This window comes from Nonomuraea sp. NPDC050153 (assembly GCF_044460125.1).
Classification (GTDB): Bacteria; Actinomycetota; Actinomycetes; order Streptosporangiales; family Streptosporangiaceae; genus Nonomuraea.
Genome location: NZ_JBITJQ010000007.1, coordinates 217782 through 243073 on the forward strand (window position 1 = coordinate 217782; position 25292 = coordinate 243073).

The 25292-nt window shown below is 71.6% G+C and carries 22 protein-coding genes; 7 read left to right on the forward strand and 15 right to left on the reverse strand.

The features are described from left to right. Position 1 precedes the first annotated feature (1 nt). From ACIBQ1_RS20325 to ACIBQ1_RS20335, 3 genes are read right to left on the reverse strand one after another with little or no spacing between them, the layout of a single operon-like run. Positions 2-2179: a hypothetical protein gene (locus ACIBQ1_RS20325; protein WP_397279458.1), complete on the reverse strand. Its 2178-nt coding sequence runs from the start codon at positions 2177-2179 to the stop codon at positions 2-4. Then, positions 2176-3756, reverse strand: coding sequence for a peroxidase family protein (locus tag ACIBQ1_RS20330; protein ID WP_397279460.1), 1581 nt, complete (start codon positions 3754-3756; stop codon positions 2176-2178). Before ACIBQ1_RS20330 ends, ACIBQ1_RS20325 begins: the two co-directional genes overlap by 4 nt. A gap of 2 nt (positions 3757-3758) precedes the next feature. Then, positions 3759-5111, reverse strand: a complete 1353-nt coding sequence (locus tag ACIBQ1_RS20335) for a cytochrome P450 (protein ID WP_397279462.1) — start codon at positions 5109-5111, stop codon at positions 3759-3761. Between the two features lie 216 nt (positions 5112-5327). On the opposite strand from ACIBQ1_RS20335, the gene ACIBQ1_RS20340 reads away from it, so the two are divergent. After that, positions 5328-6290 (forward strand): acyl-CoA desaturase, encoded by a 963-nt coding sequence (locus ACIBQ1_RS20340; protein WP_397279463.1) that lies wholly within the window; start codon positions 5328-5330, stop codon positions 6288-6290. Positions 6291-6376: 86 nt separating this feature from the next. On the opposite strand, the gene ACIBQ1_RS20345 is transcribed toward ACIBQ1_RS20340, so the two are convergent. Next, complete coding sequence (locus tag ACIBQ1_RS20345) at positions 6377-7084, reverse strand: helix-turn-helix transcriptional regulator (RefSeq protein WP_397279465.1); 708 nt, start codon at positions 7082-7084, stop codon at positions 6377-6379. A gap of 49 nt (positions 7085-7133) precedes the next feature. On the opposite strand from ACIBQ1_RS20345, the gene ACIBQ1_RS20350 reads away from it, so the two are divergent. After that, positions 7134-7826, forward strand: coding sequence for an alpha/beta fold hydrolase (locus tag ACIBQ1_RS20350; RefSeq protein WP_397279466.1), 693 nt, complete (start codon positions 7134-7136; stop codon positions 7824-7826). 85 nt (positions 7827-7911) lie between these two features. Here ACIBQ1_RS20350 and ACIBQ1_RS20355 read toward each other — a convergent pair whose 3' ends face one another. The 11 genes from ACIBQ1_RS20355 to ACIBQ1_RS20405 are packed head-to-tail and all read right to left on the reverse strand — an operon-like array spanning position 7912 to position 18060. Further along, positions 7912-8601 (reverse strand): TetR/AcrR family transcriptional regulator, encoded by a 690-nt coding sequence (locus ACIBQ1_RS20355; protein WP_397279468.1) that lies wholly within the window; start codon positions 8599-8601, stop codon positions 7912-7914. A gap of 48 nt (positions 8602-8649) precedes the next feature. After that, complete coding sequence (locus ACIBQ1_RS20360) at positions 8650-9909, reverse strand: MmgE/PrpD family protein (RefSeq protein WP_397279469.1); 1260 nt, start codon at positions 9907-9909, stop codon at positions 8650-8652. Continuing rightward, positions 9906-10949, reverse strand: coding sequence for an LLM class flavin-dependent oxidoreductase (locus ACIBQ1_RS20365; protein WP_397279471.1), 1044 nt, complete (start codon positions 10947-10949; stop codon positions 9906-9908). The genes ACIBQ1_RS20360 and ACIBQ1_RS20365 overlap by 4 nt, the downstream gene beginning before the upstream one ends. Next, positions 10946-11794 carry an alpha/beta fold hydrolase gene (locus ACIBQ1_RS20370; protein WP_397279472.1) on the reverse strand — a complete coding sequence of 283 codons (849 nt, stop codon included), beginning with the start codon at positions 11792-11794 and terminating at the stop codon, positions 10946-10948. Before ACIBQ1_RS20370 ends, ACIBQ1_RS20365 begins: the two co-directional genes overlap by 4 nt. Positions 11795-11796: 2 nt before the next feature. Continuing rightward, entirely contained in the window at positions 11797-12738 is a 942-nt protein-coding gene (locus ACIBQ1_RS20375; protein ID WP_397279474.1) for a hypothetical protein, read from the reverse strand. After that, complete coding sequence (locus tag ACIBQ1_RS20380) at positions 12735-14045, reverse strand: M20 family metallopeptidase (protein ID WP_397279476.1); 1311 nt, start codon at positions 14043-14045, stop codon at positions 12735-12737. The genes ACIBQ1_RS20375 and ACIBQ1_RS20380 overlap by 4 nt, the downstream gene beginning before the upstream one ends. 5 nt (positions 14046-14050) lie before the next feature. After that, positions 14051-14200: a hypothetical protein gene (locus ACIBQ1_RS20385; RefSeq protein WP_397279477.1), complete on the reverse strand. Its 150-nt coding sequence runs from the start codon at positions 14198-14200 to the stop codon at positions 14051-14053. After that, on the reverse strand, positions 14190-15041 hold the full coding sequence (locus tag ACIBQ1_RS20390; RefSeq protein ID WP_397279478.1) for an alpha/beta fold hydrolase: 852 nt from the start codon (positions 15039-15041) through the stop codon (positions 14190-14192). Before ACIBQ1_RS20390 ends, ACIBQ1_RS20385 begins: the two co-directional genes overlap by 11 nt. Beyond that, a complete protein-coding gene (locus tag ACIBQ1_RS20395) occupies positions 15031-16215 on the reverse strand; it encodes a Rieske 2Fe-2S domain-containing protein (RefSeq protein ID WP_397279480.1) in 1185 nt (394 codons plus the stop codon). Before ACIBQ1_RS20395 ends, ACIBQ1_RS20390 begins: the two co-directional genes overlap by 11 nt. Before the next feature lie 38 nt (positions 16216-16253). Next, a complete protein-coding gene (locus tag ACIBQ1_RS20400; protein WP_397279482.1) occupies positions 16254-17216 on the reverse strand; it encodes a PDR/VanB family oxidoreductase in 963 nt (320 codons plus the stop codon). Between the two features lie 49 nt (positions 17217-17265). Continuing rightward, positions 17266-18060, reverse strand: a complete 795-nt coding sequence (locus ACIBQ1_RS20405) for an alpha/beta fold hydrolase (RefSeq protein ID WP_397279484.1) — start codon at positions 18058-18060, stop codon at positions 17266-17268. 134 nt (positions 18061-18194) lie between these two features. Between ACIBQ1_RS20405 and ACIBQ1_RS20410 the strand changes: the two genes are divergently transcribed. The 5 genes from ACIBQ1_RS20410 to ACIBQ1_RS20430 all read left to right on the forward strand — a co-directional run bounded on the left by ACIBQ1_RS20410 (position 18195) and on the right by ACIBQ1_RS20430 (position 25272). Continuing rightward, complete coding sequence (locus tag ACIBQ1_RS20410) at positions 18195-19505, forward strand: MFS transporter (RefSeq protein WP_397279485.1); 1311 nt, start codon at positions 18195-18197, stop codon at positions 19503-19505. A 291-nt stretch (positions 19506-19796) separates the two neighbouring features. After that, positions 19797-20531 carry an IclR family transcriptional regulator gene (locus ACIBQ1_RS20415; protein WP_397279486.1) on the forward strand — a complete coding sequence of 245 codons (735 nt, stop codon included), beginning with the start codon at positions 19797-19799 and terminating at the stop codon, positions 20529-20531. Between the two features lie 376 nt (positions 20532-20907). Further along, a complete protein-coding gene (locus tag ACIBQ1_RS20420; protein ID WP_397279488.1) occupies positions 20908-22167 on the forward strand; it encodes an MFS transporter in 1260 nt (419 codons plus the stop codon). 37 nt (positions 22168-22204) lie between these two features. Beyond that, positions 22205-24940, forward strand: a complete 2736-nt coding sequence (locus ACIBQ1_RS20425; RefSeq protein WP_397279489.1) for a family 78 glycoside hydrolase catalytic domain — start codon at positions 22205-22207, stop codon at positions 24938-24940. After that, positions 24940-25272, forward strand: a complete 333-nt coding sequence (locus tag ACIBQ1_RS20430) for a hypothetical protein (RefSeq protein WP_397279490.1) — start codon at positions 24940-24942, stop codon at positions 25270-25272. The genes ACIBQ1_RS20425 and ACIBQ1_RS20430 overlap by 1 nt, the downstream gene beginning before the upstream one ends. Positions 25273-25292 lie beyond the last annotated feature (20 nt).

Genomic DNA, 25292 nt, shown 5'->3' on the forward strand with positions numbered 1-25292 from the left:
GTCAGAGCGGCGGCACCGGGACGGCGGCGTCCCGGAGCGTCTGGCGGGTGGCGGCCGACAGGCACAGCAGCGGGCGGGCGCCGTCGAGCGCCAGCTCGCGGAGCTGGTCGGCCAGCGGGTGGGTCGACTGCGGCTCGACGACCAGCCGCATTGACGGCGCCGCGTGCAGCCGGGCCTGCCCGCGGGTCCGGACGCAGGACCGCAGCACGGCCCCGGCTTCGCGGGTGTAGCCGACCAGGCCGGGATCGCTCAGGCGCAGTCCCGGACCGAGCCGCCCACGCAGAGTGAGGATCTGGTCGACGGTGACGTGGGCGGACCGGGTGCCGAGCCGGAGTGCCAGGGGCGTCAGGTACGTCTCGCCGCCCCACAGCCGCGGGCCGAGGGCGCGAACGATCGTGGTGTCGACCGCGGAGCCGACGAGGAAACTGCCGGAGCGGCGCAGGTCCGCCGCCCGCAGCAGGTCAGGCCAGACGGAAAGGCAGGAGCGTCGCCTCAGCGGGTCGGACCGGACGGGAGAGCGGGAGCGCCGGCGGAACGGGCCGGGCACGACGACGCCGACATGCACCTCCCCGTAGCCGCCCGCGGTGGTGTGCCGGTTCCAAGCGGCGTGCACGGCGACCAGCGCACGGCCCGCCACCCGTACGGCGGGACCGAGACCCGTGCCCTCCAGCAGGCCGGCCACCGCTGTCGGGCGCGCGGCGAAGTACGCGGTGAGCGCGTTGCCGTCGCGGCATCTGATCGGGAGTTCGACGGTTCCCTCGGGACTGTCCACGGTGCGGGTGGGCACGGTCAGGAAGGGGAACTCCTCCGGGTCGGGCGGGCGGTCGAACAGCAGGTACGCCTGGGAGCGCACGACCTGCCCCCGGAACGGCGCAAGCCGCTCCTCGATGTGATCGCGAGCCTCGGGCAGGTCGCCGGCGATGTTGGCGAGGTAGCGCTCGATGCTGTGGCAGTGCGGGAACAGGTGGGTGGAGTCGGCGTAGTCGACCACGTACCAGCCGGGGTGCAGGTCGAAGCAGGTGCCGGCGCCCTGCCCGTCGAGAGTGGGGATGATGTCGTGCCGGTTGGTGACGCTGGCGACCCAGGTGCGCGGGTCGGCGGGGCGTTTGAAGTCGACGGGCGAGCCGACGGCGACGGCGTGGGTGACCGTGTGCCGGGCGCAGAAGCCGGGGTCCTGCGCCAGGTTCATGATCGCCGCCCCGCCCGCGCTGTGTCCGACGAGCGCCAGTTCGGCGCCCGGAGGCGGCCCGTAGTCGGTGACGGCCTCGGCCAGGGCGCGGCTGTAGGGGCTGCCGGCCAGGACGGCGCTGCTGAACGCGCCGAGCAGGTCCTGGGGCGATTCGCCGTCGGGACGTCCCACGCGCATGCCCGGCGCCTGGAGGACGTGGCGGATCACCCCGTCGGGTCCTTCGACGCTCTGGATGAGGGCCCGCCCGGTGGTGCCGATCGTGCTGATGTTGCCCAGGAAGCCGAGCAGCGACCCCCGCGTGCACAGCCGGGCCGACTCGGCCGCGGTCAGCTCGATCCGGCGCGCGGCGCCTTCCCCGGTGTCGAGGACGGCGATGGCCTTGTTGCTCATGCCGGTGATCGGATCGGCGGTGGCGAAGCCCTTTCCCGTCGCGATGAGCCAGGCGGTGGCGTCGTTGAGCGGGTTCTCGTCCAGCAGCGCGCGCAGCGCGAGGACCTCGCCGAAGACCGGGGCTAGCTGGCTGAGCGCGCGCACCGCACCACGATCCTTGAGCAGGGCGCGCAGGGCCCGGACGGCCTCCAGATCGCGGTCGGCGGCGGCCGCGTCGATGAGCCGGGCGAGCATGGGGTCCCCGGTCAGCTCGGGGTGAGTGACCGCCACGGCTGCCACGCGCAACCGCAGCGACGTGGCCAGCACACGCACGGCCAGACTCTCGGCCCCCAGCATGGCACCGGCCTTGGCGGCCGCGGTGGCCAGCCGGCCGCCGGTGAACGCGTACCCGAGGCCCTGACCGTTCGTCGTGGCCCGTAGCAGCGCCTGGTAGGCGGGCCGGGCCGCCGAGGGAGCGTACGGCAGGGCGCGCAGCAGCGCGCCGTCGGTGAGCGCGGCCGTGGCGTGCGCCGCAGCGTCCTGGATCGTGACCGCGATGTCCACCAGTTCCCGGGCCACGGCGCGCAGCGGCTCGGCGGCCGGATCGTTCTCCCCGGTCATGACCGGGTCCGCCGGGACATGCTGACGAGGCGGGGGCTCGGGTCCTCCGGCGTGTTGCGGCGCAGCACGTCCGACAGCGTGCGGGTGGTCGCGACGACCCGTACGCCCTGCGGGGAGAACGTGGCGGCGTTGAAGATCCGCGGAGCCAGCAGCGGGTTGGTGAGCGCCTGGGAGAAGGCGTCGATGGCGATGATCTTGGTCAGCAGCGGAGGCAGGATCGCGGCGGGGGATCCGGGTTCCTCGGCGAACAGCCCGACGTACAGGTCGACGTCGTCCACGTCGCGGTAGAGCTCGCGCAGTGCGCCGCTGACCCGCTGATCGCCGGAGATCTGCTCGAAGGCACGCACTCTGGGGAAGCGGCAGTGCTCGCGGTAGCTGTTGTACGGGGCCAGGCCGAGCGCCCGGGAGTCGGCGATGCTGGCCACGTCGATCTCCTGCAGGACGGGGTCGGTGTTGAACAGGCAGATGCGGCCGGCCCGCTGGTGGGAGGCGTCCTCGAAGAGCCGCCCGAGGCCGGGGCCGGGGATCAGCGCGCCGCCGAAAAAGGTCTGGGCCATCGGCAGGTCGCGCCCGCCCACCGACAGGTGGGACGGGATCAGGCTGTGCCAGCGGTAGACGAGGTTGAACTCCACCGAAGCCCAGTTCTGCCGGTGCCAGGGCGCGCGCTCCAGCATCGCCGACAGCCGCGGGTCCAGGGTGAACCGGAAGTGGTAGGGGGTGATGTGGTTGATGTACTCCTCGACGACCAGTTTGATCAGCAGCACGATGAGGACGTTGCGGGCCGTCTGGAACAGCCGCTCGTCGTCCCAGCGCGGATACTCCTGCGCGAGCAGCCGCGCGACCCTGTTGTGCTCGCGCAGGAACAGCACCGTGAGCATGGTGAAACCGATCTGGCCGTTGCCCCGGTCGCTGCCGGTGGCGAACAGAGTGTCGCGTTGCGCGTCGGAGAGCCGGTCGAAGCGGATGACGCTCAGCGGGGCGAACTCCGGCTTGATCTTGCCGTTCTCGCACAGGTAGGGCGGGAACTCGCCGCCGTTGATGAGCTGGCTCTTGAGCAGCCCGCCGGCGAACGTGCGCAGCGCGGCCGTCGCCGCCTCGTCGAGGCCGTACACCTGGTTCAGGTCGATGTGATGGTTGGAGCTGTTCTTGCGCGGGTCGCGCGGGATGTTGGTGTCGCCGCGCAGGAAACCGTCGGTGAACCATTGGGCGAAGTACGCGAAAAGCACCGTGGAGCGCGAGCAGGGGATCATGGACTCGCCGCGGGTGAACAGGCCGCCGGCGCTCTCGGGAGTGGGACGGCTCCCTTCGGCGACGGCGATCGGGGGCAGGTGCCTGCCGCTGTAGGTGCGGTCGGTCAAGGAGTCCCACGAGGTGTAGTCGGCCTTGGTGCTCAGCGGCTCGGGGCGCGGCGGCATCTCGCGAATCGCATGGTCGATCAGCGAGGCGTTGATCCGGCGCCGGACCGGCTGACATCTCTGGACGAGGTCCCAGAACGGCCGGCCGTTGGTCAGGGCCAGGAACCTGAGCCGGTTGGCGAGACCATCCGTGGCGATGCTGCGTGCTCGGCTCGCCGCCATCGTCAGCCTTCCCGCCCGTCGATGCCGGGCCGCTCTTCGGCGCCGAGCCCTTCGGCGGTGACCCGTCCCTCGGTGCCGAGCCCGAGGGCGAAGGTGTCGGGGAAGATCCCGAGTGTCCGCTCGACGCGGCCCGCCGGTGGCGGGAGCGGACGCACGCCGGGACGCAGCAGCAGGCGGCGTACGGTCTCGGCGATCACCGCGCCGGCCACGTGCACGCCGAGGCAGGCGTGATGACCGGAGCCGAAGAACAGCTGATGGTGGCGAGGCCGGTCGAGGCGGAACTCGTCGGGCTCCGGCACCACGGCCGCGTCGAACATGGCGGAGGCCGGCGCCGCGAGCACGAACGTGCCCGCGGGGATCATCGTGCTGCGCGGGGTGCCGCCGGCCAGGACATGGTCGCGCTCGCACAGCCGGGGAAGCAGCTTGAAGAACGGGCTGAACCGCAGTGCCTCCCAGACGTACGGATCGAACCGTTCGGGGTCTCCGGCGACGGCCGCGGCCTCCGCGAGTACCCCCGGGCGCAGCAGGAGCTGCTCGACCACCTCGACCATGGCCCCCGGCGCGCTCTCCACGAAGCCCAGCGGCAGTCCGGCCATGTTGATCACGATGCGGTCGTCGGTCACGGCGGCCCCGGCGGGCAGGGAGGAGCGGACGAGGCGGGCGAAGACGTCGTCGGGGAGGTCCCGTCCGGCCCGCAGCGTGGCACGGTGCTCGGCGAGGCGCTCCCGCAGGTATCCGACCAGCTCGGTGCCCGCTCTGACGGACGCGGCCTGGATCTGCGGATCTCCGAGGAAGTTGGCGAAGCCGTCGGCGACGATGGCCCGCGTCCACCGGCCCAGGGTCTGCGGATCGGGGCCGGGAACGCCGAAATACCGCGCGCACACCCCGAGGGCGACCGGGCGGAACAGCCCGTTGACCGCTTCGAGGCGCCCGTCGGGCCAGGCGGCGTCGAGCAGTTCGTCGGCGAGGCGGCCGGCCAGCTCGCGCACGTCGGCCGCGTCCCGCGGGTCGAGCATGAGCCGCATCAGGCCCTTCTCCCGCCAGTTCATCGGCGTGGCGTCCCTGCCCAGCATGAACGGGGCGCCCAGCGCGGCGTCGAGGCGCGGACCGAAGGCGCGTACCGAGAAGACCTGCTCGTGGGAGAGCACCTCGGCGACGTCGGCGAAGCAGGTCACGACCGTGAAGGCGGGTGTGACGAAGATGGGGCGCCGCTCGCGCAACTCGGCGAACAGGCTCCGCCAGTCGGTACGCATCCACTCCCGGACCAGGCCGAACGCGGACATCGGGTCCCTGGCCAGCGCCTCGTCGTATCTCTCCAGATGGCCGCCCGTGGTCGCCTGATCGACAGCACCCATTCCGTGGACCTCCCGCCTGATGCCGGAGCGCACAACGATGATCACGTTGTGCAATCACAATCTAGGGATGCGTCACGCCTTTCTTCATGACAGCCGAGTGCATTGTTTTGCTTCCTCGGAGTAATCGGTCCGTTACTGTCAGGACATTGCCGCAGTCCATGGGCCTGGCCGTTGAATAGGGAGCCCGATCGTTCCGCATCACCCATGGGAGGAGACGTGCCGTCACCCATGCCGCAGCCGGGCACGGCAGAGACGGTGACGGTCACCACCGGCCGCCGCACCGCCTATCTGATCGTCCTGGTCGTCCTGCCCGTGTTGCTGCTGGCCCTCGCGGTGCCGGCCGCCTGGGGCTGGGGCATCGGCCCCCGCGACCTGGTCATCGCGGTCGCGATGTACCTGGTGAGCATCTTCGGGATCGCCATCGGCTACCACCGCCTCTTCACCCACCGCGCCTTCAGGGCCAACCGGGCGCTACGGATCGCGCTCATGCTGGCCGGCGGCATGGCCGTCGAGGGCCCCCTCACGCTGTGGGCCGCCGAGCATCGCCGCCACCACAAGTACGCCGACCGCGAAGGTGACCCGCACTCGCCATGGCGCTACGGCGACAGCGGCCTGGCGCTGCTGCGCGGCATGCTGCACGCCCACATCGGCTGGTTCTACACGGCCCGTCACCGCTCCAGCCGCCGGCATTGGGTGCCGGACCTGCTGGCCGACCCGGACGTGCGACGCTTCGACGCCGCCTACCCGGCGGTCGTTCTCATGTCGTTCGCGCTCCCGGCCGCCGCCGGCGGGCTGTGGTCGATGTCGTGGCCGGGCGTGTGGAGCGCGCTCCTGTGGGGCGGTCTGGTCCGCTATGCCGTGGTGCACCACGTCACCTGGTCGGTGAACTCGATCGCCCACACCTTCGGTGACCGCCCGTTCCGCACCAGGGACCGTTCGTCCAACGTGTGGTGGGTGGCGATGCTGACGCTCGGCGAAGGCTGGCACAACTGGCACCATGTGGAGCCGACCTGCGCCCGGCACGGCGTGCTCAAGGGCCAGTTCGACCCCAGCGCGCGGCTGATCCGCTGGTTCGAGCGGGCGGGCTGGGCCCACGGCGTACGCTGGCCGAACCCCGACCGCCTGACGACCCACCGCACCGACCACAGCCCCGACCACGGCGCCGACTCCCGGCGATGACACGGCCATACGCCGACGGTGGACAGGATTCGGGCGGCGGCCCCGAGAACGGCCACTGGTGAGCCCGGGACGGGCAACGACCGAGATCACATCGCAAGTCGTGCCCGGACGGAGGCCGCCGTCGAGGGAGGTGCCCCCAGCTCTTCGAAGGGTATGTCGATGGCAGGCTGAGTGGTGAGACCTGCGCGTTCGATCCGATCGAGGCGGAACCACCGGATGGCCTCGCGGCGCCGACAGCGCGCCACGAGGAACCAGTGCCCGGCCGTGAACGCGAGCAGTTGGGGGTCGACCCGGCGCGTGGTCGGCGCACCGTGACGGTCGCGGTAGTGCAGCGAGAGGACCTTGCGCTCCTGAAGGGCATGTTCGATCGCGTCGCGTCGGCGCGGATCAGCTGCCTCGGCAGCGCTGTGGTCGATCCAGATGCGCTCGGTCAAGTCGTCCGCGTGCCGCCGCGCCTGCGGGTCCATCACCGCCAGCACTTTCACCAGGGCGGCTCGGGCCTGCCCGTCGAATGGCTGGCCACGGTGTGCTGCGATCGCCGCGGCGAGCGCGGAGGCTTCGGCGGCGGTGAAGTTCACCGGCGGCAGGGTGGCGGCGCGATCGACGACGTATCCGCCGTTCCGGCCCGTGCGTGCCCAGACGGGGAACCCGCCCTGTTGCAGAGCGGAGATGTCGCGCTTGACGGTGCGGACACTGATCTCGAACGCGGTGGCGAGCTGTTCGGCAGTGCGGCCGCGGGGACCGGCACGGCGGAGATCTTCGCGGATCGCGTAGAGCCGGTCAGTGCGATTCATGCATGAATGGTGCCATAACGGTGACATCCAGCGCCTCCAGAATCGGGGCATGACACAGTTGCGAGAGCCCATCCTGTTGTTGAGCGGTGCTGGTCTTCCCGTCTGGATCTGGGACCAGGTGCGCGAAGAACTGGCCGCGTCGCACCGGACGGTGGTCGCTGAGCGACCGCGTCATGATCGCGCTTCGCTCAGGGAATACGCCGCCGCGGCACTGGATTCGGCCCCGTGGGAGCGATTCGCGGTCGTCGCGCACTCCAGCGGCGGGACTGTCGCAGCGGAAATCCTCACCCTCGCACCTGACCGGGTGGGCGCGTTCCTGGCGGTCACGGCCGTCGTGCCGAAGCCGGGACGCAGCTTCGTCGCGTCGATGCCGTTGCCGAACCGGCTCGTGCTGAGCCTGGCGATGCGGCTGGCCGGCACCCGACCGCCCGATGCCGCCATCCGGCGAGGCGTGGCCGGGCGGGTCGACGCGGAGACGGCCGATCGCATCGTGGCGGAGTTCAGCCCCGAGTCTGTGCGGCTCTACCGGGACCCGCCGCAAGGCGGCGGTTTTCCCGAACGCCGAGGCTACCTCTCCACCAGCCAGGACGCCGAGCTCCCGATCGGACTGCAACGGCGATTCGCGCGCAACCTCGACCCGAGCTGGGATGCATCCCTCGACAGCGGACACCTGCCCATGCTCGAAGCGCCCGGCGCTCTCGCCCGGCGAATCGAGGACTTCCTCGCCAACAGATCCGGATGACGCCGGGCCGATCACGACACCTGGGTCTGGACCGGCCCGAACCCATGAGGGGCCGATCCAACCGGGTTCGGCGGTGTAGCGCCTGTCAGGCCGAGCTCTTGTGGGCTTCCGCGGCCAGGACCGAAGTGATGAACGCCTCCACCGCATAGTCGAACTGGTCGTCGGCCGGGAGGTCCACGAGGCGGTCGGCGATGGCGACCACGCTGGGGAACTTCCCGACGGGCAGCGAGGAGTAGAAGTGCACGCGTTGGCGGCGCAGCTCGGCACTGTCGGGACGGTCCGCGTGGCCCCATGGGCGGGGGTGCTGGTAGCCCGCGAAGCCCAGCGCGTACGTGATCAGGAAGGAGTAACAGCGAACGGCGGTCTCCGGCGTCAGGCCCGCCTCCAGGAACCGGGCGATGATGCCCTCCATGCCGCCTTCCATGGAGTGGATGCTGATGGTGACCCGGCTGGTCATCAGCTGGACGATGCTCGGGTGCCTGCGCATCATGTCGAGAAAGCCGGTGGCCGCGGCGCGCAGCACGGCGGCCGGGTCGGCGGGGTCGGCCTCGGGGATGCGGATGCCGCCGAGCACGTGGTCGGCCATCGCGTCGAAGATCTCGTCCTTGCTGCGAACGTAGCTGTAGAGGGTCATGGCGCCGACGCCGAGCTCGGCGGCGATCCGGCGGATGGTCAGCTCCTCCAGGCCGTTTTCGTCGGCGATCCGCAGCGAGGCCTCGACGATGTTCTCCAGGCTGAGGTCTCGGCCGCCGCGCCGTGCACCCCCGCGGGCCATGTCGGCTCCTCTGTCTCCAGAATGGTTGTCCGGTACAGGATACGGCAATTAGTACGGGACAAGGCGGCGTACGACGTCCGCACGAGGTAGGTCGTCCAGGGCCAGGCATCGCTCGATGAAGGCGTCGCCCAGTCGCCGGCGGGACTTGGCGATGACGGCGTCAGCGGTGGGTGGGGTGGCCTGGTCGCAGGTTCTGCGGATCACGACGGAGCCGGTGTGCACGGTGACACGGGCGCTCCAGCGGTCCGGGAGGGCGCCGTTCAGGTCGGGGGCGGGCAGCAGGGCGACGTCGGGGACGTCCGGGGGCAGCGGGCCTCGGAAGAAGGTCACGTCGTCGGGCGCGCCGGACAGCAGGGCGCCCACCGCGAAGGCGGCGCTGGCCGCCGCCTCGGTGGGTCCGGGCGGGTTCCGGTCGGCCGTGACGAAGCGCAGCAGGGAGTCCGGTAGTTCGATCTCGATGCGCCGGGCCGTGGACAGCGGTATGTCCACAGCTTGAAGGGCGTCCAGGGCGGCGTGGAGGGGGCGGGCGCAGGGGTAGGCCTTGAAGACGCAGGTCGTCAGGTGGAGGGCGGCTTCGCGGGGATCGGTGGGAGCGGTGCCCAGCGCGGCCGTGGCGGGGGAGTCGAGGAGGGCGAGCGAGCCGGTCGCGCCGGCTCGGGCCAGGTAGGCGGCCTCCACGCCGTCGGCGGCGGCGCGACCGGCCAGCAGGTAGTGGCCGAGGCCCAGGGCGTCCGAGCCGAGCAGGCCGCCGAGTCCGGCGGCGGCGATGGCGAGCGCGTGGGCCGTGCGCCGCTCGTCCAGGTCGAGCAGGGACGCGGTGGCCGCCGCCGCGCCGAGCGCCCCGAACAGGGCCGTCGGCCACCAGGACCGTTCGTAGAGGCGGGGCCCGCCGAAGCGCAGCCCGGCCTCGACGACCGTCTCGTACCCGGCGAGCACCGCGTCCACGACCGCCCGGCCGGACAGCCCTTCCTGCTCGGCCACCGCCAGCGCGGCGGGCACGGTCACCGCGGGCGGCACCACCGCGGCGGCGGGATGCAGCGCGTCGAACTCGTCCACGTGAGCCAGGACCGACTCGACGAGCACCGCCGTGCGCAGCGGATGCCGTCCGGGCAGCCCGGTCACCGTCAGCGTGCCGCTGCCGCCGGGGGCGCCGAGCGCGGGCAGTACGGATGTCAGCGGGTGCGTGGCGCCGGCCGCGACGCAGCCCAGGGTGTCCAGGACGTGGAGCGAGGCGAGGGACCGGGCCGCCGCGTCCGCGAGCCGCGGCGCCCGCGTGGCACGGCCGGCCAGGTCGGTGAGGAGCGTCACATGTCCGCCTGAAGGACGGGCTGTAGGGGGTCGTCCTTCCGCAGGATGGGCAGGACGACGCGGCCGACCGTCTCGATCAGCTCCTCGGGCAGGTCGTACGAGCCGACGTGCTGCAGGTAGACGCCGTCCACCCCGGCGTCGCCGAGTTCGCGCAGCCGCGTATGGATCTCCTGGGGCGTCCCGAACAGGCAGAAGGCCCGGGCGAACGCGGCGGCGGCCTCGTCGCTGACCCAGCGGGAGCAGATCTCCACGGCGCGGTCCCAATCCTCGGCGTGCACGAGGTCGGGGTAGACGCCGTCGATCCGGTCGGGAAGGTCCAGGGAGATGCCGGACAGGGCCAGTGCCTTGGCGCCGCCGGTCTGAGCCATCGCGGCGCAGATCGGCTTGAGCCGCCGGGCGGCTCGTTCCACGTCGTCGGTCACCGCGCAGAACGCCGAGGCGACCAGCGGGACCGGGCCGCGCTCCGAGGCGCCTTCGCGGACCCGCGCGGACGCGTCGGCCAGCGTCTCCGGGGAGACGCCGCTGAGCAGGATGACCCCGTCGGCGATCTCGCCGGCCAGCCGCAGGTTGCGCGGCCCGCTGGCGGCCAGGAACAGCGGCACCGGCCGCGGGTCGCGCAACCGGGAGGTCGCCGTGCCGAAGTCCCAGTCCTCACCGCCGAGCAGGGCGCGCAGCAGCGCGAACCCCGAGCGGATCTCGGCACCGGTGGACGGGCGCATCCCGATCGGCCCGACGGAGCTGTTGCCGACGCCGAGGCCGAGGGTGAAACGGCCCGGCGCGAGCTCGGCGACGCTGCGGGCGGCGGAGGCCAGTACGGCGGGATGCCGGGTGGCCAGGTTGGTGACGGCGGTGCCCAGCCCGATCCGCTCGGTGCCGAGCGCGGCGGCGGTCAGGGTGGTGAACACGTCCCGCCACAGCAGTTGCGAGTCGGGGAACCACGCCTGGTCGAAGCCCAGTTCCTCGGCTCTGCGGACGGTCCGGGCCAGGTGGTGGGCGGGCGCGCAGGGCGGCAGGCGGATGCCGATCTTCGGGGCCGTCATGCCTCCCCCAGGAACGCCAGGTTCAGCTCGTTGAAGCGTTCGGCGTGCTCGTGCTGAGGCCAGTGGCCGCACTCGCCGAAGATCTCCAGCCGGGAGCCGGGGATCGCCTCGTTCATCCGGTGCGCCTCCGGGATCTCGCCGAAGGGGTTCTGCGCGCCCCACACGATGAGGGTGGGCGCGGTGATGCGGCCCATCTGCTCGGGGGTGAGCAGGTCCTCGGTGCGGTTGTCCAGCTCCTGCAGGCACAGCAGGTTGCCGATGGCCTTGACGAACTCGGGCCGGTGGTAGATGGCGTGCCGGACCTGTACCAGCTCTTCGGAGACGTTCGCGGCCGGGTCGTGCATGAGCAGGTGCAGCCGCTTGCGGGTGAGGTCGATGTCGTCGGTCTGCACCGCGGCCCGCGTGCTGGTCTTGATCCTGTCCATCACGGCGGGGTTGGCGACGCTCCCGCCGGGAGCGACCAAGGTGAGGCGGCGTACCCGATCGGGGTGGTCGGCGGCCAGCCGGGCGGCGACCCAGCCGCCCAGCGACTCCCCGACGAAATGGGCCCGCTCGATCCCGCAGGCGTCCAGGTAGCCGAGCACGTGCCGGACGTAGCCGGGGATCCGGTACGGCTCATCAGGCCCGTCGGTGTACCCGTGGCCCATCATGTCGAGGGCGTGGCAGGCGTACTTCTCCGAATGCGCCGGGATGTTGCGGACGAACGCCTCCAAATGCCCGCTCGTGCCGTGCAGGAACACCACCGCCTCGCCGTCGCCCGCCTGTAGGGCGCGGGTGCGCAGCCCGTGGACGTCGACGTACCGGACGGCGTAGCCGACACCGGTCAGATCGCTCCAGATGGTCATGATCAATCCTCCTTGAAGGGATGCAGGGCGGCGACGCCCATGCCGGTGAGCCAGGCGTCGATCGGCGCGTAGCCGAGGGTCCGGCCGGTGGCCCGGCCCACGGCGGCGGCCATCGCGATCCAGGCGCGGATCTCGTGGGCGCCGTTGCCGGCCTCCGCGGTGAGCTCGTCGTCGCTCATGTCGAGGATCGCCTTCAGGTCGCCGCCACAGAGCAGGCTCAGGAACCGGTCGTCGAAGGCGGGGTTGACGTCGGCTTCCGCCGCGCGGATGATCTGGCGGCGGCGGACCTCGTACTCGCTCCAGGAGTCGCGGCCGTTCAGCCACGCCTGGACGAGGAACCTGTCGTCGTCGGTCAGTGCCTCGAACCACTTCGGCCAGGGCAGCCGGTGCGACAGCCCGCCCGAGGCGATCACCACCACGCGTTTGTCCTGGCCGTCGGAGCGTACGGCCGCGCCGATCGCGGCGCCGAGCCCGTGGCAGCGGCGCAGCGAGGGCAACGGCGGCGCGAACATGTTCACCACGACCGGGACGATCGGGACGTCCAGCTCGGGCACCAGGTACTGCAGGCTGTGCGTGATGCCGTGGTCGACGGTCAGCCGCAGCGAGAACGCCGGGTCGAACCCGTCGCCGACCAGGGCGTCCACCAGGTGACGCGCCAAGCCGGTGTCGACCGGCAGCGGCCCGCCGGGCGTGCCCGCCTCTCCCGCGCCGTTCACCTCGCCGACGCCGACGGTGAACGCCGGCATCATGTCCAGGAAGAAGCCGCGGAAGTGGTTGGAGCCGACGACGACGACGGAGTCGGGCCGCGCCCGTTCGACCAGGCGGCGGGCCTCGTCCAGGCCGTCGCGGAAGCGATGGGCGCCCGGCAGGTGATCCACCTCGGCCCAGTGAGTGTTCATCAGGGTGCTGTGGGACGCCCCGACCCCCAGGACGATCCGGCTCATGCGATCTCCTCGCGGGTTCGGGTGCAGGTGTTGACGATCGTGTGGATCAGGGCGCGGGTCAGCTTGCGGGCCTGGCGTACGTCCACGACGTTCATCCCGGCGGGGAAGTCCAGCGCCATCGGAGCGTCCTCGCCGATGCGGTCCATTCCGGTGCGGACGGTGGGGATGCCCCACAGTCGCAGGATGTTGGCGTCGGTGGCGCCGCTGTTGCCCAGGATCGGCTCGTGGGGGCGTCCTTCCAGTTCCTCCCACGCGGCCTTGGCGGCGCTCACGATCCAGTCGGACTCGGGGGTGTGGCTCCCCGGGATGGCCAGGGTCATCTCCCAGTCCAGGTCGATTTCGGGATGCGCGGCCCGGATGCGGTCGATCGCCTCGCCGAACTCGCGCTTGGCCCGCATCGGCGTGGTGCGCGGGCTGATCCGCAGGTCCACGTGGAAGCGGCAGGCCGCCGGGGACAGGGACGCCGTACGCCGCCAGCCGCCCTCGATCCCGCCGATGTTGCCCTGCGGAGCGACCAGCCCGTCGGTGTGCCGCGCGCTGTAGCCGGGAAACCACTGCTCCAGCCCGGCGATGACGGTGCCGGCGGCCACGATCGGATTGCGGTACGGCATCCGATGGCGGCTGCCCACATAGCTGTAGGTGCCTCGCACCACCACCTCGAACCAGCAGAGCCCGACCTCTTCCCACGCCGCCGTCCAGCCGGGCTTGGCGATGACCGCGTAGTCGGCGTGCAGGCCCTGTTCCAGCATGAACGAGCAGCCGTTGCCCTGGCCCGCGTTGTGGCGGCGGGCCCGTGGGACGCCGCGCCGGTTGGTGGGCATGCCGCCCGCGCCGAGCCCGATCAGCACGTCACCGTGCAGCGGGATCCCGGCCGCGGCCACCGCCTCGGCGGCGGCGATCAGCGCGGCGCCGTGCCCCTTGGGGTTGCTGGCGCCCAGGCCGATGACGAAGTCACCGTCCACGACCGCCGACGGGCGCATGTCATCTCGCAACGCCGGGCCGACCTGGGGGACGTCCTCCTCCTCGGCGCCCACGGTGAGGGTGTCGATCGGCGCGTACAGCAGCAGGTCGGGGCCGGTGCCGTCGCCGCGCAGCCGGCCGATCGCGTTGCCCTGGTCGTCGTCGATCGGCTGGTACCTGCCCGCCAGCCCGGCCTCGCGCAGGCGCTCGGCCAGCCAGCGGGCCAGCGGGCCCTCTTCGCCGGTGGGGCTGGGGATGTCCACCATCCCGGCGATCAACGCGGTCAGCCGCTCGTCGTCGATCTTCGCCCAGGCCGCCTCGGCCCAGGCGCGGCGTCTCGGGTCCATCGGCATCAGCGGCCTCCGGGTACGGGCCGCTCGTCCCGCACAACGGTGCCGGTGGCGTACAGGAACGCCCGGCTCGCGGCGCGGCGCAGCGGCTTGGCGACGGCTATCCCGAGGCCGAAGGTGACGGCGGCGATCAGCAGGGTGTTACGTGACATGGAAGGACCTCTCCAGGTGGGCGAGCGCCATCGCCGCGTAGGCGGCGGGCCGCTCCTCGGCCGGATGGTGGGACGTACGGCCCAGCACGGCGACGTCCCCGCGAGGCAGCCGGGCCGCCAGGGCGTGCGCGTAGGCGGGGTCCGCGAACGGGTCGTGCTCGCCCCACAGCAGCAGCACGGGGGCCCGCACGGCGGGAAGGTCGGCCGCGAGGTTTTCGGGGACGCCGCGTCGGGCCGGGTCGGCGGCCAGTTCCAGGGCGGACGGCGTGACGCTGGCCTCGTACCGCAGCAGGACCGTGCGCTCGGGCAGGCCTGACGGGTCATGCCATTCCAGGTCCGCGATCAGCTCGCGCATCTTCGTCAGGGTGGGCCCCTCGCCGCCGTAGTAGCCGGCGCGGGCACGCGGCCCCAGCGTGGTGTCGGACCAGACGCCACATGGCGGGGGCACGGGCTGGCTGCCGGTCACGACCAGCCGCCGGACCCGTTCGGGGTGCCGGGCGGCCAGCGCGAGCGCCACGGTGCCGCCCAGCGACTGGCAGACGAAGTCGGCCCGTTCGACGCCGAGCGCGTCCAGCAGGCCGAGTACTCGTTCGACGTGGTAGGACGCGGCGGGGCCGGTGATGGCGGGGGTCGCGGAGGCACCGTACTGCGGTAGATCGAGGAGGATCAGCCGTCGTCCCTCGGCCAGCCGTGCGGTCACCGGGGCGAAGTCGGTCCAGGCCGTGCACCCCGGCCCGCCGCCGTGCAGCAGCACCGTGGGAGGGCCGGAGCCGAACTCGGTGACGCGCAATCGCACCCCGCCGGCCTCGATGTCCCGTCCGGGTGGCGGGTCAGCTAGCAAGGGGACCCCCTGGACGCTGCACCTTCAGATCGCCGTTCTCGACGAGCCGGCGCCAGGCGGTGATGGACAGGTCCGGCCGGTACAGCTTCTCCGGCGGGGCGTCCATCACGTCCACCATCCAGGCGTCCTGGGCGGTGAACTGGCCGTGGAACAGCCAGCGGATCCAGCCGACGTACTTGGCCTTGAACAGCGCGGCCTTCAGCCCGTCCTCGAACCGCACCATGATCTGGATATATCTCACCCGGTCGGCGTCCACCGGCACGTACCACTCGTAGTGGATGAAGTGCGGATAGGCGACGCGCAGCAGCCCTGGCAGGCGGATCGATACGAAGCCGGGCAGATCCATGTTCTTGATGACCGGGTTGACGTCGGCGGCCTTGCCGGGGGCGTCCGGCAGCGGCATCCGTTTCCACCACCGTCTGTTGCTCCAGGTGCCGTATCCGGGGAAGTGGGCCTCCCAGTGCACCTCGTCCTGGACCCGGGTGATCCAGCCGCCGGTGTCCGACTCGACGACCCGGGTCTTGTTCCAGGCGGGCATCACCTTGAACAGCCGCCACAACGCCGTGTTGTGCAGGTATTTGGCGTGACCCTCGTCGAAGCCGTTCTCGGCCGCGAAACGCCAGTTGCCCTCGCGGATGTCGGTGCGCCCGCCCATGACGAAGACGTTCTGAGTCAGCTCGGCGGGGATCTCGCGATCGACGGGCGGCGGGTCACCGTCACCCACGTACACCCAGACCAGTCCGAGACGTTCCGCCACGGGGTAGGTGCGCACCGACACCTTGCCGCAGATCGGCGACTCGGGACCGTCGGTGAGCACGGCGGCCAGGCGGCCGCTGTCCAGGTCGAACGTCCATCCGTGGTAGGGGCAGCTGATGGTGCCGTCGAACTCACGGCGGCCCAGCGACAGCGGCACTCCTCTGTGCGGGCAGCGGTCGTGCAGGGCCCGGACGACGTCGCCGTCCCTGATCAGGACGATCTTCTCGCCGAGCAGGGTGATCGGGACCGGTTTCGAGCCGATCCTCGCGGCCCACTCCACCGGGTACCAGAAGTCGCGGAACCCGAGGGTGGCGTCGTTGTAGGTGGGCCAGGCCGACCAGTCCTGCCCGGGAGATGACGGCGGCTTCACGGCGGTGGCGGTGGCGCGGCGGGGACGGCGACGGGCGGGCTCGGCCATGGCGGACCTCCAAGATCCATTCGGGGTGGGAACGGCGCTCACAGGTCGAGCACCAGCCGGTCGGAGCGGGACCGGGACACGCACACCATGAGCGTCCTGCCCGCCTCCTGCTCGGCGTGGGACAGCAGCGAGTCGCGATGCTCGGCGACGCCGTCCAGGATCTTGACCTCGCAGCTTCCGCAGATGCCCTCGCGGCAGGCGGTCGGCACCGCCAGGCCCGCCTCGTCCAGGCAGTCGACGATCGGACGGTCGGCGGGGACCGGGACGGTGATCTCCGAGCGCGCGCAGACGACCTCGAAGGCCCTCTCCGCGGACGGGTCGACGTCGAAGACCTTGGCCTTGAATCGTTCCAGGTGCAGCGTTTCCTCGGGCCATCCGCCGGCGCAGCGCCGCTCCACCGCGTCCAGCAGCCCTTCGGGGCCGCAGCAGTAGACGGCGGTGCCCTCTCGCGGGGTGCCGAGCAGGGTGGCGAGATCGAGCGGGCCGTCGTCGGCCTCGACGACGACCTGGACCTTGTCGCCGTACGCGGCCAGCTCGTCCAGGAACGCCATCGTCGCGCGGCGCCGGCCACCGTAGACCAGGCGCCACTCGGCGCCGCCCGCCTCCACGGCGGCGATCATCGGCAGGATCGGGGTGATGCCGATGCCGCCCGCGATGAACAGGTAGCGCTCGGCGGGAATCAGCGCGAAGTGGTTGCGCGGCCCGCCCACCTCCACCAGGTCGCCCGGGCGCAGCTCGTCGTGGACCAGCGCGGAGCCGCCCCGGGAGTTCGGCTCGCGCAGCACGGCGACCCGGTAGGTGAACCGGTCGGCGGGGTCGCCGCACAGCGAGTACTGCCGGACGAGGCCGGGGAACTCCAGGTCGATGTGCGCGCCCGGCTCCCATGCGGGCAGCAGTCCGCCCTCGGGGTCGGCGAGGGTCACCGACAGCACCCCGTCGGCCGCCCGGCGCAACTGCTCGACGCGCAGGTCGAGGACGCCCTCATCCGGGTCGTCGTTCATGGTGACCTCCGTGTATTGCACGGTACTTTGTACGGTTTGCAGTACTGAGTCAAGGGAGAAGCCGGTCGAGAAAGCGCATCACGGCCGCCGCGAACAGGTCGGGACGGTGATCGACGGCCGGGACGCCGGTGCCCGGCAGCAGCTCCGTCCGCGCGCCCGGCAGCCGCCCGGCCAGCTCGGCCATGTCGGGCCTGGAGAACTCGTCCAGTTCCCCGCACAGCACCAGGGCGGGCGCGCGCACCAGGCCGATGCGTTCCTCCATCCGGTAGGCGTTGACGGCGAGGTGCCCCTCCTCGACCCGGTCCAGAACGTTCAAGGCGTCCCGCACCAGGCGGTTCAGCAGGTCGGGGGCGTCTTCGGGGTAGTACGGCCGCCGGTTGTTCCACAGGTCGAGCAGATGCGAGCCGTCCGGACGCGGGGTCACCTCGTCGATGGGCGGCCGATGCGCGACCTTGGCCCGCCGGGCGGCGTCCACGTACGGCACTCCTGACAGCACCAGGGCGCTGACCCGCTCGGGTGCGCGGGCGGCCACCTCGGTGGCGATCACCCCGCCGGTGTGATGGCCGACCAGCGCCACCCGCTCCAGGCCCAGGGCGTCGCACAGCGCCAGCACCCCTTCCGCGAACAGCTCGACGCTCCACTCCTCCGCCGGACGGTCGGACGCGCCGAATCCCAGCGTGTCCATCGCGATCGCCCGATACCGGGCGCCGAGCAGGGGTAGCACGTCCCGGTACTCGTCCCAGGAGCGTGGCGTCTGGTGCAGCAGGATGACGGGCGCGCCCTCGCCCTGCTCCGCGTAGTGGATGAGCCCGTGCGGGGTGGCTGCGTACGCTCTGGCTGGCATGCTCGTACTATGTACGGTTCAAAGTACGAAGTCAAGTACGGAGTCACCCTTGACATTCGTTCAAAGAACCGTACATAGTACGGCCAGCTCCAGGTGACCTGGTCACCCTTTTCCTGCTCCTCACGGAGGGCGTCATGACCGCCACCACCAGTACCCCGCGCCAACGCAGAAAAGCCGCGGTCGCCAGCTGGATCGGCACCACCATCGAGTACTACGACTACGCCTGTTACGGCATCGCGGCCTCCCTCGTCTTCGCCGACCTGTTCTTCCCGGCGAGCGATCCGCTGGTGGCGACCCTGCTGTCGCTGTCCAGCTTCGCCGTCGGCTACGTCGCCAGGCCGCTCGGCGCCCTGATCTTCGGGCATTTCGGCGACCGGGTCGGCCGCCGCACGATCCTGATCGTGACGCTCGTGCTGATGGGTGCCGCCACCTTCGTGATCGGCGTGCTGCCCACCTACGACCAGATCGGGGTCGCCGCGCCCGCGCTGCTGATCGCCGCCCGCATCCTCCAGGGCGTCTCGGCCGGCGGCGAGTACGGCGGCGCGATCCTGATGACCGTGGAGCACTCCGAGCGGGACCGGCGCGGGTTCTTCGGCTCGCTCGTCAACACCGGCACGACCGCCGGGCTCCTGCTGGCCAACCTGACGTTCCTGCTGGTGCTGGACGAGGGCTCCGTGCGGAGCTGGGGCTGGCGCATCCCCTTCCTGCTCAGCGCCGTCCTGGTGGTGGTCGGGCTCGCCCTGCGGCTGGCGGTCGAGGAGACGCCGGAGTTCGACGAGGTCAAACGGCATCAGGAGGTGCGGCGGCTGCCGGTCGTCGACCTGTTCCGCACCTGCTGGCGTACCGTCCTGCTGGTCGCGCTCGGGATCGTCGGGGCGGGCACGACCTTCACCATGGCCACGGTCTTCTCGCTCACGTACGGCAAGTCCGGCCTCGGCCTGTCCGGCGACCGGATGCTCACGATCCTCCTGCCCGCCATCGTGGTCGTGCTGGTCTGCGTGCCGCTGTTCGGGCGCCTGTCCGACCGGATCGGAGTGCGGCCGGTCTTCATGGGCGGCGCGGCCGCGCTGATCGTGCTGCCCTTCGTGTGGTTCGCGCTGCTGGACACCCGCCAGTACGGCTGGATGCTGCTCGGCTTCGGGCTGCTGTTCGTCGGCTACGCGGCCAACTACGCCGTGGTCCCGGCGTACTTCTCGGCCGTCTTCCCGTCCGCGGTCCGCTTCAGCGGCCTGTCGATCGCCTTCACCTCCGGGCTCATCATCAGCAACGCCATCGCTCCGGCCGTCTCGCAGTCGTTGCTGGCGGCGACCGGCGGCTGGGCCTCCATCGCCGCCTACATGGCGGGCGCGTCCCTGGTGACGCTCGTGGCGGGGGTGTTCCTGCGGGTGCCGGAGGCGTCCGCCGGCGAGCCGGATCGCAGCGTCTCCGTGGCGCGGCCCGAGTGACATAGGAAAACGGCGGGGCATCGGTTCTCCCGATGCCCCGCCGTTCGCTCAGGAGGCGAGTCCGCGCTCCTCGGCCCAGGCGGAACGCGACATCGATGATCAGGTCCTCCCGGCGTATCCCGTGGGCTCCGGAAGGCGGCGGTGACGGTGGCGCCGATCAGGTCGGCCGCCGCGCGTTGTACCGCGTCCACCTGCGATTCCCTTCTTCCGCGAAGCCGCGAGCCTGAGTCCGCCCACCTGCCCCGAGACGAGGGTTCGTCCCACGTGGTGGGACGGAATACGATGTGCGGCATGACGCAGGACGCCCTGTCCTCCCGTATCGCGACGGTGCTGGCCGCGTTCCGCGCGGGGGACGACGCAGTCGGGGCCGCCGAACTCGCCCGGCGCACCGGCCTGCCCAAGTCGACCGTCCACCGGATCATGGGCGAGCTGGTCAGCGCCGGGCTGCTGGAACGTCGCGGCCGAGGGGCCAGCCTCGGCCTGGCCCTGTTCGAGATCGGTCAGCGCGTGCCACGCCAGCGCGTCCTTCGTGACGCCGCCGTCCCCTTCATGTCCGACCTGCGCGAGGCCACCCGTCAGACGGTCCACCTTGCGGTGCTCGACGGCCGCGAAGTCGTCTACGTGGACAAGCTCACCGCGACCGGCGGCCCCCCGCTGCCATCCGCCGTCGGCGGCCGCGTCCCCGCCACCGCCACCGGCGTCGGCAAAGCGATCCTGGCCTTCTCCCCGCCCGCCACCGTCGGACCCCTGCTCGCCGAGCCCCTGCCGCGCCTGACCGCACGCAGCATCACCGCGCCCGGCCTGCTGTCACGCGAGCTACGCCGCATCCGCCGCGAGGGCGTGGCCTACGACCGCGAGGAATCCGGTCCCGGCATCACGTGCGTCGCCAGCCCCATCCTCGGCCCGGACGACCTGGCCATCGCCGCCCTGTCCCTGTCGGGCTGGAGCAACCAGATGCGCCTCGCCCGCTACGCCCCCGCCGTACGCACCGCCGCCCTGGCCCTGACCCGCGCCCTGCGCCACTGACGGACCGGCGTCCTCGGCGAGATCGGACACGTGGACGGCGTCGATGCTCACCGGAGCGGGAATCGGGTCGGACACGGGAATGTCGATGCGGGCGGATCCGAAGTGGTCGCTGTCGGCTTCGACGGTGAGCGGGCCGGGATGATCGGCCGCTCGGACGACTGCGAGGGCGCGGCCACGGTAGGTCGAGTGCTCCGGGTCCCTCTTCCTGGCTCGCCACGTCATTGCCTGGAGGCGGCATCGATGTTAAAGTCCTCGCACTTCTGAGTTACACGTGTTAGTGCGGTTACGCTCGCGCTACGTCCCCGGCTGTCCGTGCGGTGGCTCATTCTCCCGTCACCGTGGGGTCATCGATTAAAACGATCTAATGGAGAGTGTGATGTCCGATCCCGGGCCCCCGGTCGCTGTCGCGCAGCCGTCACGGGTCAGCGGCGGCTTCATCGCCGTCTACGTCCTCGCCTATCTGGGACTGTACGTGGCGGTCATGACTCCGTTGCTGGCCTCCCTCGCCATCCGCCTCCAGGAGATCGACCCGAGCGGCAAGGAGGCGGCACTCGGCCTGGTGGTCGGCGTCGGCACGCTGGTCAACATCCTGATGGGCCCGGTCGTCGGCCTGCTCAGTGACAACACCACCTCCCGGCTCGGCCGGCGAAGGCCCTGGATGCTGGCGGGCATGCCGGTTCTGGCCGCCGGCGCCGTGCTCACCGCCGTTCTCGCCTCGGTGCCCGGTGTACTGCTCGGCTACGTCGTCGCGCAGATCGGCGTGAGCTGCATGATGACGCCGCTGATGGCGGTCATGCCTGACCAGGTGCCCGAGGAGCAGCGTGGCAAGGTCGGCGGCCTGCTCGGCTTCACCGCCCAGATCGCCGGTGTCGGTGGCTTCCAGCTCGCCGGGGCCCTCGGCGGCTCGCCGCTGCCGCTCTTCCTTATGCCGGCTCTGATCGCGTGTGCCGCGGTGCTGGTCCTGGTCGTGGTGATGCGCGACCGTCCGCTGCCGAAGGCGGAACGCCGGCCTGTCGATCTGCGCGGGCTGGTAGGCGACCTCACGTTCAACCCGCGCCGCCACCGCGACTTCGCCTGGGCCTGGCTGGGACGCTTTCTTGTCCAGTTCAGCCTGATGTTCCTGTCCACCTATCAGCTGTACTTCCTGACCGACCATCTCGGCTACGAGCTGGCCGAGGTCACCGGGCTGCTGGCGCTCACCGGCGGTGTCGGGCTCGTGATGACGTCGGTGGGTGCGGTCGTCAGCGGCTACCTGTCGGACCGGCTGAGGCGGCGCAAGCTGTTCATCTATCTGGCCGCCGCCTGCTTCGCGGCCGGGTTCGTCATCGTGGCGTTCGCCGGGTCGTTCGTCTCGGTGCTGGTCGGCTCGCAGTTCATCCTGTTCGGGGCCGGCGTGTTCGGCGCGGTGGACCTGGCGGTGGTCAACGACGTGCTGCCCGACCGGGAGCGCGAGGCCGCCAAGTACATGAGCCTGGCCGGGATCGCCAGTGCGCTGCCGCAGTCGGCCGCGCCGGTCGTCGCTCCGTTCATCCTGGCGATCGGCGGTGGCGGCAACTACCTGTTGTTGTTCCTCATGGCGGCGGGTGTCGCTATCGCCGGCGGTTGGACGGTCCGGCGGATCGAAGGCGTACGGTAGTGTCACTAACACGTGTAAGTAGGAAAGGCGTCCTGGCATGATCACCCTCCGATTCGAGCACCTGCGTGAGCCGCTGGGCATCGGCGCCGCGAGGCCGCGCGTGTCCTGGATCGTCGAGACGGACACGCCCGGCTGGCGGCAGAGCGCCTACGAGATCGAGGCGTGCGGCGAACGGGTGCGGGTGGAGTCCGCCGAGTCGGTGCTGGTGCCCTGGCCGTTCGCGCCACTCGCCTCGCGGGAGCGCGTGGCGGTCCGGGTACGGGTTCAGGGACCCGACGGCTGGTCGCCGTGGAGCCAGGAGTCGTCTGTCGAGGCGGGGCTGCTGGAGCCGGGGGACTGGTCGGCCAGGTTCGTCAGCCCGGGGGAGGGCTCGCTGCTGCGCGGTGAGTTCCAGGCGCGGTCAGGGGTGCGTGCGGCCCGCCTGTACACGACCGCGCTGGGCCTCTACGAGGCCGAACTGAACGGTCAGGTCGTCGGCGACCACGTGCTCGCCCCCGGCTGGACCGCCTACCGGCACCGCCTGCGCTACCAGACCTACGACGTCACCGATCTGCTGCGCGAAGGTGTCAACTGCCTGGGCGCGACGCTCGCCGACGGCTGGTACCGGGGACGGCTGGGCTTCGAGGGCAAGCGCGCGCTCTACGGCGACCAGCTCGCCTGGCTGGCCCAGCTGGAGATCTCCTATGCCGACGGCACGACGGAGCGGTTCGTCACCAACGCGTCGTGGCGGGCCGCGCCCGGGCCGTTGATCTCCTCAGACCTGTACGACGGTGAGGTCCACGACGCCCGGCTGGAGCGTTCCGGCTGGTCGTCGGCGGGCTTCGACACCTCCGGCTGGACCTCGGTGGAGATCGTGGACCGCGACCTGTCCACGCTGGTGGCCCCGGACGGCCCGTCGGTGCGCCGAACGGAGATCCTCACCCCCGTGGAGCGGCGTACCAGCCCGAGCGGTGCCACGATCTACGACTTCGGGCAGAACCTGGTCGGCCGCCTCCGGATCACCGCACGGGGAGAGGCGGGCGAGCAGGTGGTGCTGCGCCACGCCGAGGTTCTGCAGGACGGCGAGTTGTGCGTGACGCCGCTGCGGACCGCCAAGGCCACCGACGTGTACACGCTGCGCGGCGGCGACGAGGAGACGTGGGAACCTCGCTTCACCTTCCACGGCTTCCGCTATGCCGAAATATCCGGCCCGGTCCAGGACGTGGCCGCCGTGGTGTGCCACTCCGACCTGGAGCGCACCGGCTGGTTCGACTGCTCCGACCCCCTGGTCAACCGGTTGCACGAGAACGTCGTGTGGAGCATGCGCGGCAACTTCCTCGACGTCCCCACCGACTGCCCGCAGCGCGACGAGCGCCTGGGCTGGACCGGCGACCTGCAGGTGTTCGCGCCTACCGCGTCGTTCCTGTTCGACAGCGCGGGATTCCTCACCTCCTGGCTCGCCGACCTGGCCGCCGAGCAGGGCAAGGACGGCCTGGTGCCGTACGTCGTCCCCGATGTCACGTCCGCCTCCAACGCGGCCGCTGCCTGGGGCGACGCCGCCGTCATCGTGCCCTGGGTGCTCTACCGCCGCTACGGCGACACCGGCATCCTGCGCCGGCAGTTCGCCGGCATGCGAGCCTGGGTCGACCACGTGACCGCCCTGGCCGGACCCGGTCGCCTGTGGGACAGCGGCTTCCAGTTCGGCGACTGGCTGGACCCCACCGCTCCCGCCGGCCGTCCCGAGCAGGCCAAGACGTACCCCGAGATCGTGGCCACGGCCTACTTCGCCCGCTCGGCCGACCTGCTCGCCCGAGCGGCCGCCGTCCTCGGCGAGGACGCCGGCCCCTACCGGACGCGGGCCGACGAGGCGCGCCAGGCGTTCGCCGACGAGTACACCACCGCCTCCGGGAGGCTGCTCAGCGACTCGCCCACCGCCTACGCCCTGGCCCTGGAGTTCGCCTTGCTGCCGGATGAACGACAGCGCCGCCGCGCCGCCTCCCGCCTGGTCGAGCTGGCCCGCGCCGGCGGCTACAAGATCGCCACCGGATTCGTCGGCACCCCGCTGATCTGCGACGCCCTGGCCGAGGCCGGAGAACTCGAGGCCGCCTACCGGCTTCTGCTGCAGCGCGAGTGCCCCTCCTGGCTGTACCCGGTCACCCAAGGGGCGACCACGATCTGGGAACGCTGGGACAGCCTGCTGCCCGACGGCACCGTCAACCCCAGCGGCATGACCTCCTTCAACCACTACGCCCTCGGCGCCGTCGCCGACTGGCTGCACCGCACCGTCGCCGGGCTCGCCCCGGCCGCCCCCGGTTACCGCGAACTCGCCATCCATCCCCGGCCCGGTGGAAGCCTCTCCCGGGCGAGCGCCCGTCTGCGCACCCCCTACGGTCCGGCCGCCTCCGCCTGGAGCATCGACGACGACGAGATCACCGTGGAGGCCGTGGTCCCGCCGAACACCACCGCCCGCGTCACGCTCCCCGGCGGCGACCAGGTGACGGTCGGTTCGGGCACCCACCGCTGGACACTGCCCCATGCCGGCACCAGGCCCGCGTCCGCACCGCTCACCCTGGACAGCACCCTGGCGCAGGTGGCCGACCGGCCCGGCGCGATGCGGATCGTCACCGACGCCATCGTCCGCCACCTGCCCGAGATCGCCGAGCACGTGGAGTCCGGCCTGGGCGCCGCCGCGCAGAACATGACCGTCCGCGAGGCCATCGCCCTCATTCCCGACGCCGATCATCTACCCGCCGAGATCGAGGCGGGCTTGTCTCGTCTCGACGAGGGCGCGTGATGCCGAGCAAGACGTACGACCTGCTGACAACCATGTTCCGGCAGGCACGGGACAGCCGCGGGCCGACTGACCTCGCCGAGGAGCGCCGCCGGAGCCGCCTCTACGACGACGCCTACCGGCCCGTTCCGGGTCTCGCCGCCCGGGCGGCGAAGGCCGGAGTGCACGCCGGACCGGAGGTCTGGCCGCACATGCACCACACCTGGCAGGTGGCCGCCGGTTTCCTGCCCGAGGCGACCGAGGCCGTCGACCGTACCGCCGCCTTCCTCCAGCGGGTCGCCGAAGGCGGAGTCGTGGACCGCGCGGCACTGTCAGGCGGGCCGGTCTCGCTGTGATCCCCTTCCAGAAAGGACTG

Coding starts and splice junctions, on each gene's coding strand:
- ACIBQ1_RS20375 (WP_397279474.1), bottom strand. CDS start 12,738: ATGAGCCGGATCGTCCTGGGGGTCGGGGCGTCCCACAGCACCCTGATG.
- ACIBQ1_RS20420 (WP_397279488.1), top strand. CDS start 20,908: ATGTCCGATCCCGGGCCCCCGGTCGCTGTCGCGCAGCCGTCACGGGTC.
- ACIBQ1_RS20325 (WP_397279458.1), bottom strand. CDS start 2,179: ATGACCGGGGAGAACGATCCGGCCGCCGAGCCGCTGCGCGCCGTGGCC.
- ACIBQ1_RS20415 (WP_397279486.1), top strand. CDS start 19,797: ATGACGCAGGACGCCCTGTCCTCCCGTATCGCGACGGTGCTGGCCGCG.
- ACIBQ1_RS20395 (WP_397279480.1), bottom strand. CDS start 16,215: ATGGCCGAGCCCGCCCGTCGCCGTCCCCGCCGCGCCACCGCCACCGCC.
- ACIBQ1_RS20350 (WP_397279466.1), top strand. CDS start 7,134: ATGACACAGTTGCGAGAGCCCATCCTGTTGTTGAGCGGTGCTGGTCTT.
- ACIBQ1_RS20405 (WP_397279484.1), bottom strand. CDS start 18,060: ATGCCAGCCAGAGCGTACGCAGCCACCCCGCACGGGCTCATCCACTAC.
- ACIBQ1_RS20355 (WP_397279468.1), bottom strand. CDS start 8,601: ATGGCCCGCGGGGGTGCACGGCGCGGCGGCCGAGACCTCAGCCTGGAG.
- ACIBQ1_RS20330 (WP_397279460.1), bottom strand. CDS start 3,756: ATGGCGGCGAGCCGAGCACGCAGCATCGCCACGGATGGTCTCGCCAAC.
- ACIBQ1_RS20370 (WP_397279472.1), bottom strand. CDS start 11,794: ATGACCATCTGGAGCGATCTGACCGGTGTCGGCTACGCCGTCCGGTAC.
- ACIBQ1_RS20425 (WP_397279489.1), top strand. CDS start 22,205: ATGATCACCCTCCGATTCGAGCACCTGCGTGAGCCGCTGGGCATCGGC.
- ACIBQ1_RS20385 (WP_397279477.1), bottom strand. CDS start 14,200: ATGTCACGTAACACCCTGCTGATCGCCGCCGTCACCTTCGGCCTCGGG.
- ACIBQ1_RS20380 (WP_397279476.1), bottom strand. CDS start 14,045: ATGGACCCGAGACGCCGCGCCTGGGCCGAGGCGGCCTGGGCGAAGATC.
- ACIBQ1_RS20430 (WP_397279490.1), top strand. CDS start 24,940: ATGCCGAGCAAGACGTACGACCTGCTGACAACCATGTTCCGGCAGGCA.
- ACIBQ1_RS20365 (WP_397279471.1), bottom strand. CDS start 10,949: ATGACGGCCCCGAAGATCGGCATCCGCCTGCCGCCCTGCGCGCCCGCC.
- ACIBQ1_RS20345 (WP_397279465.1), bottom strand. CDS start 7,084: ATGAATCGCACTGACCGGCTCTACGCGATCCGCGAAGATCTCCGCCGT.
- ACIBQ1_RS20410 (WP_397279485.1), top strand. CDS start 18,195: ATGACCGCCACCACCAGTACCCCGCGCCAACGCAGAAAAGCCGCGGTC.
- ACIBQ1_RS20400 (WP_397279482.1), bottom strand. CDS start 17,216: ATGAACGACGACCCGGATGAGGGCGTCCTCGACCTGCGCGTCGAGCAG.
- ACIBQ1_RS20335 (WP_397279462.1), bottom strand. CDS start 5,111: ATGGGTGCTGTCGATCAGGCGACCACGGGCGGCCATCTGGAGAGATAC.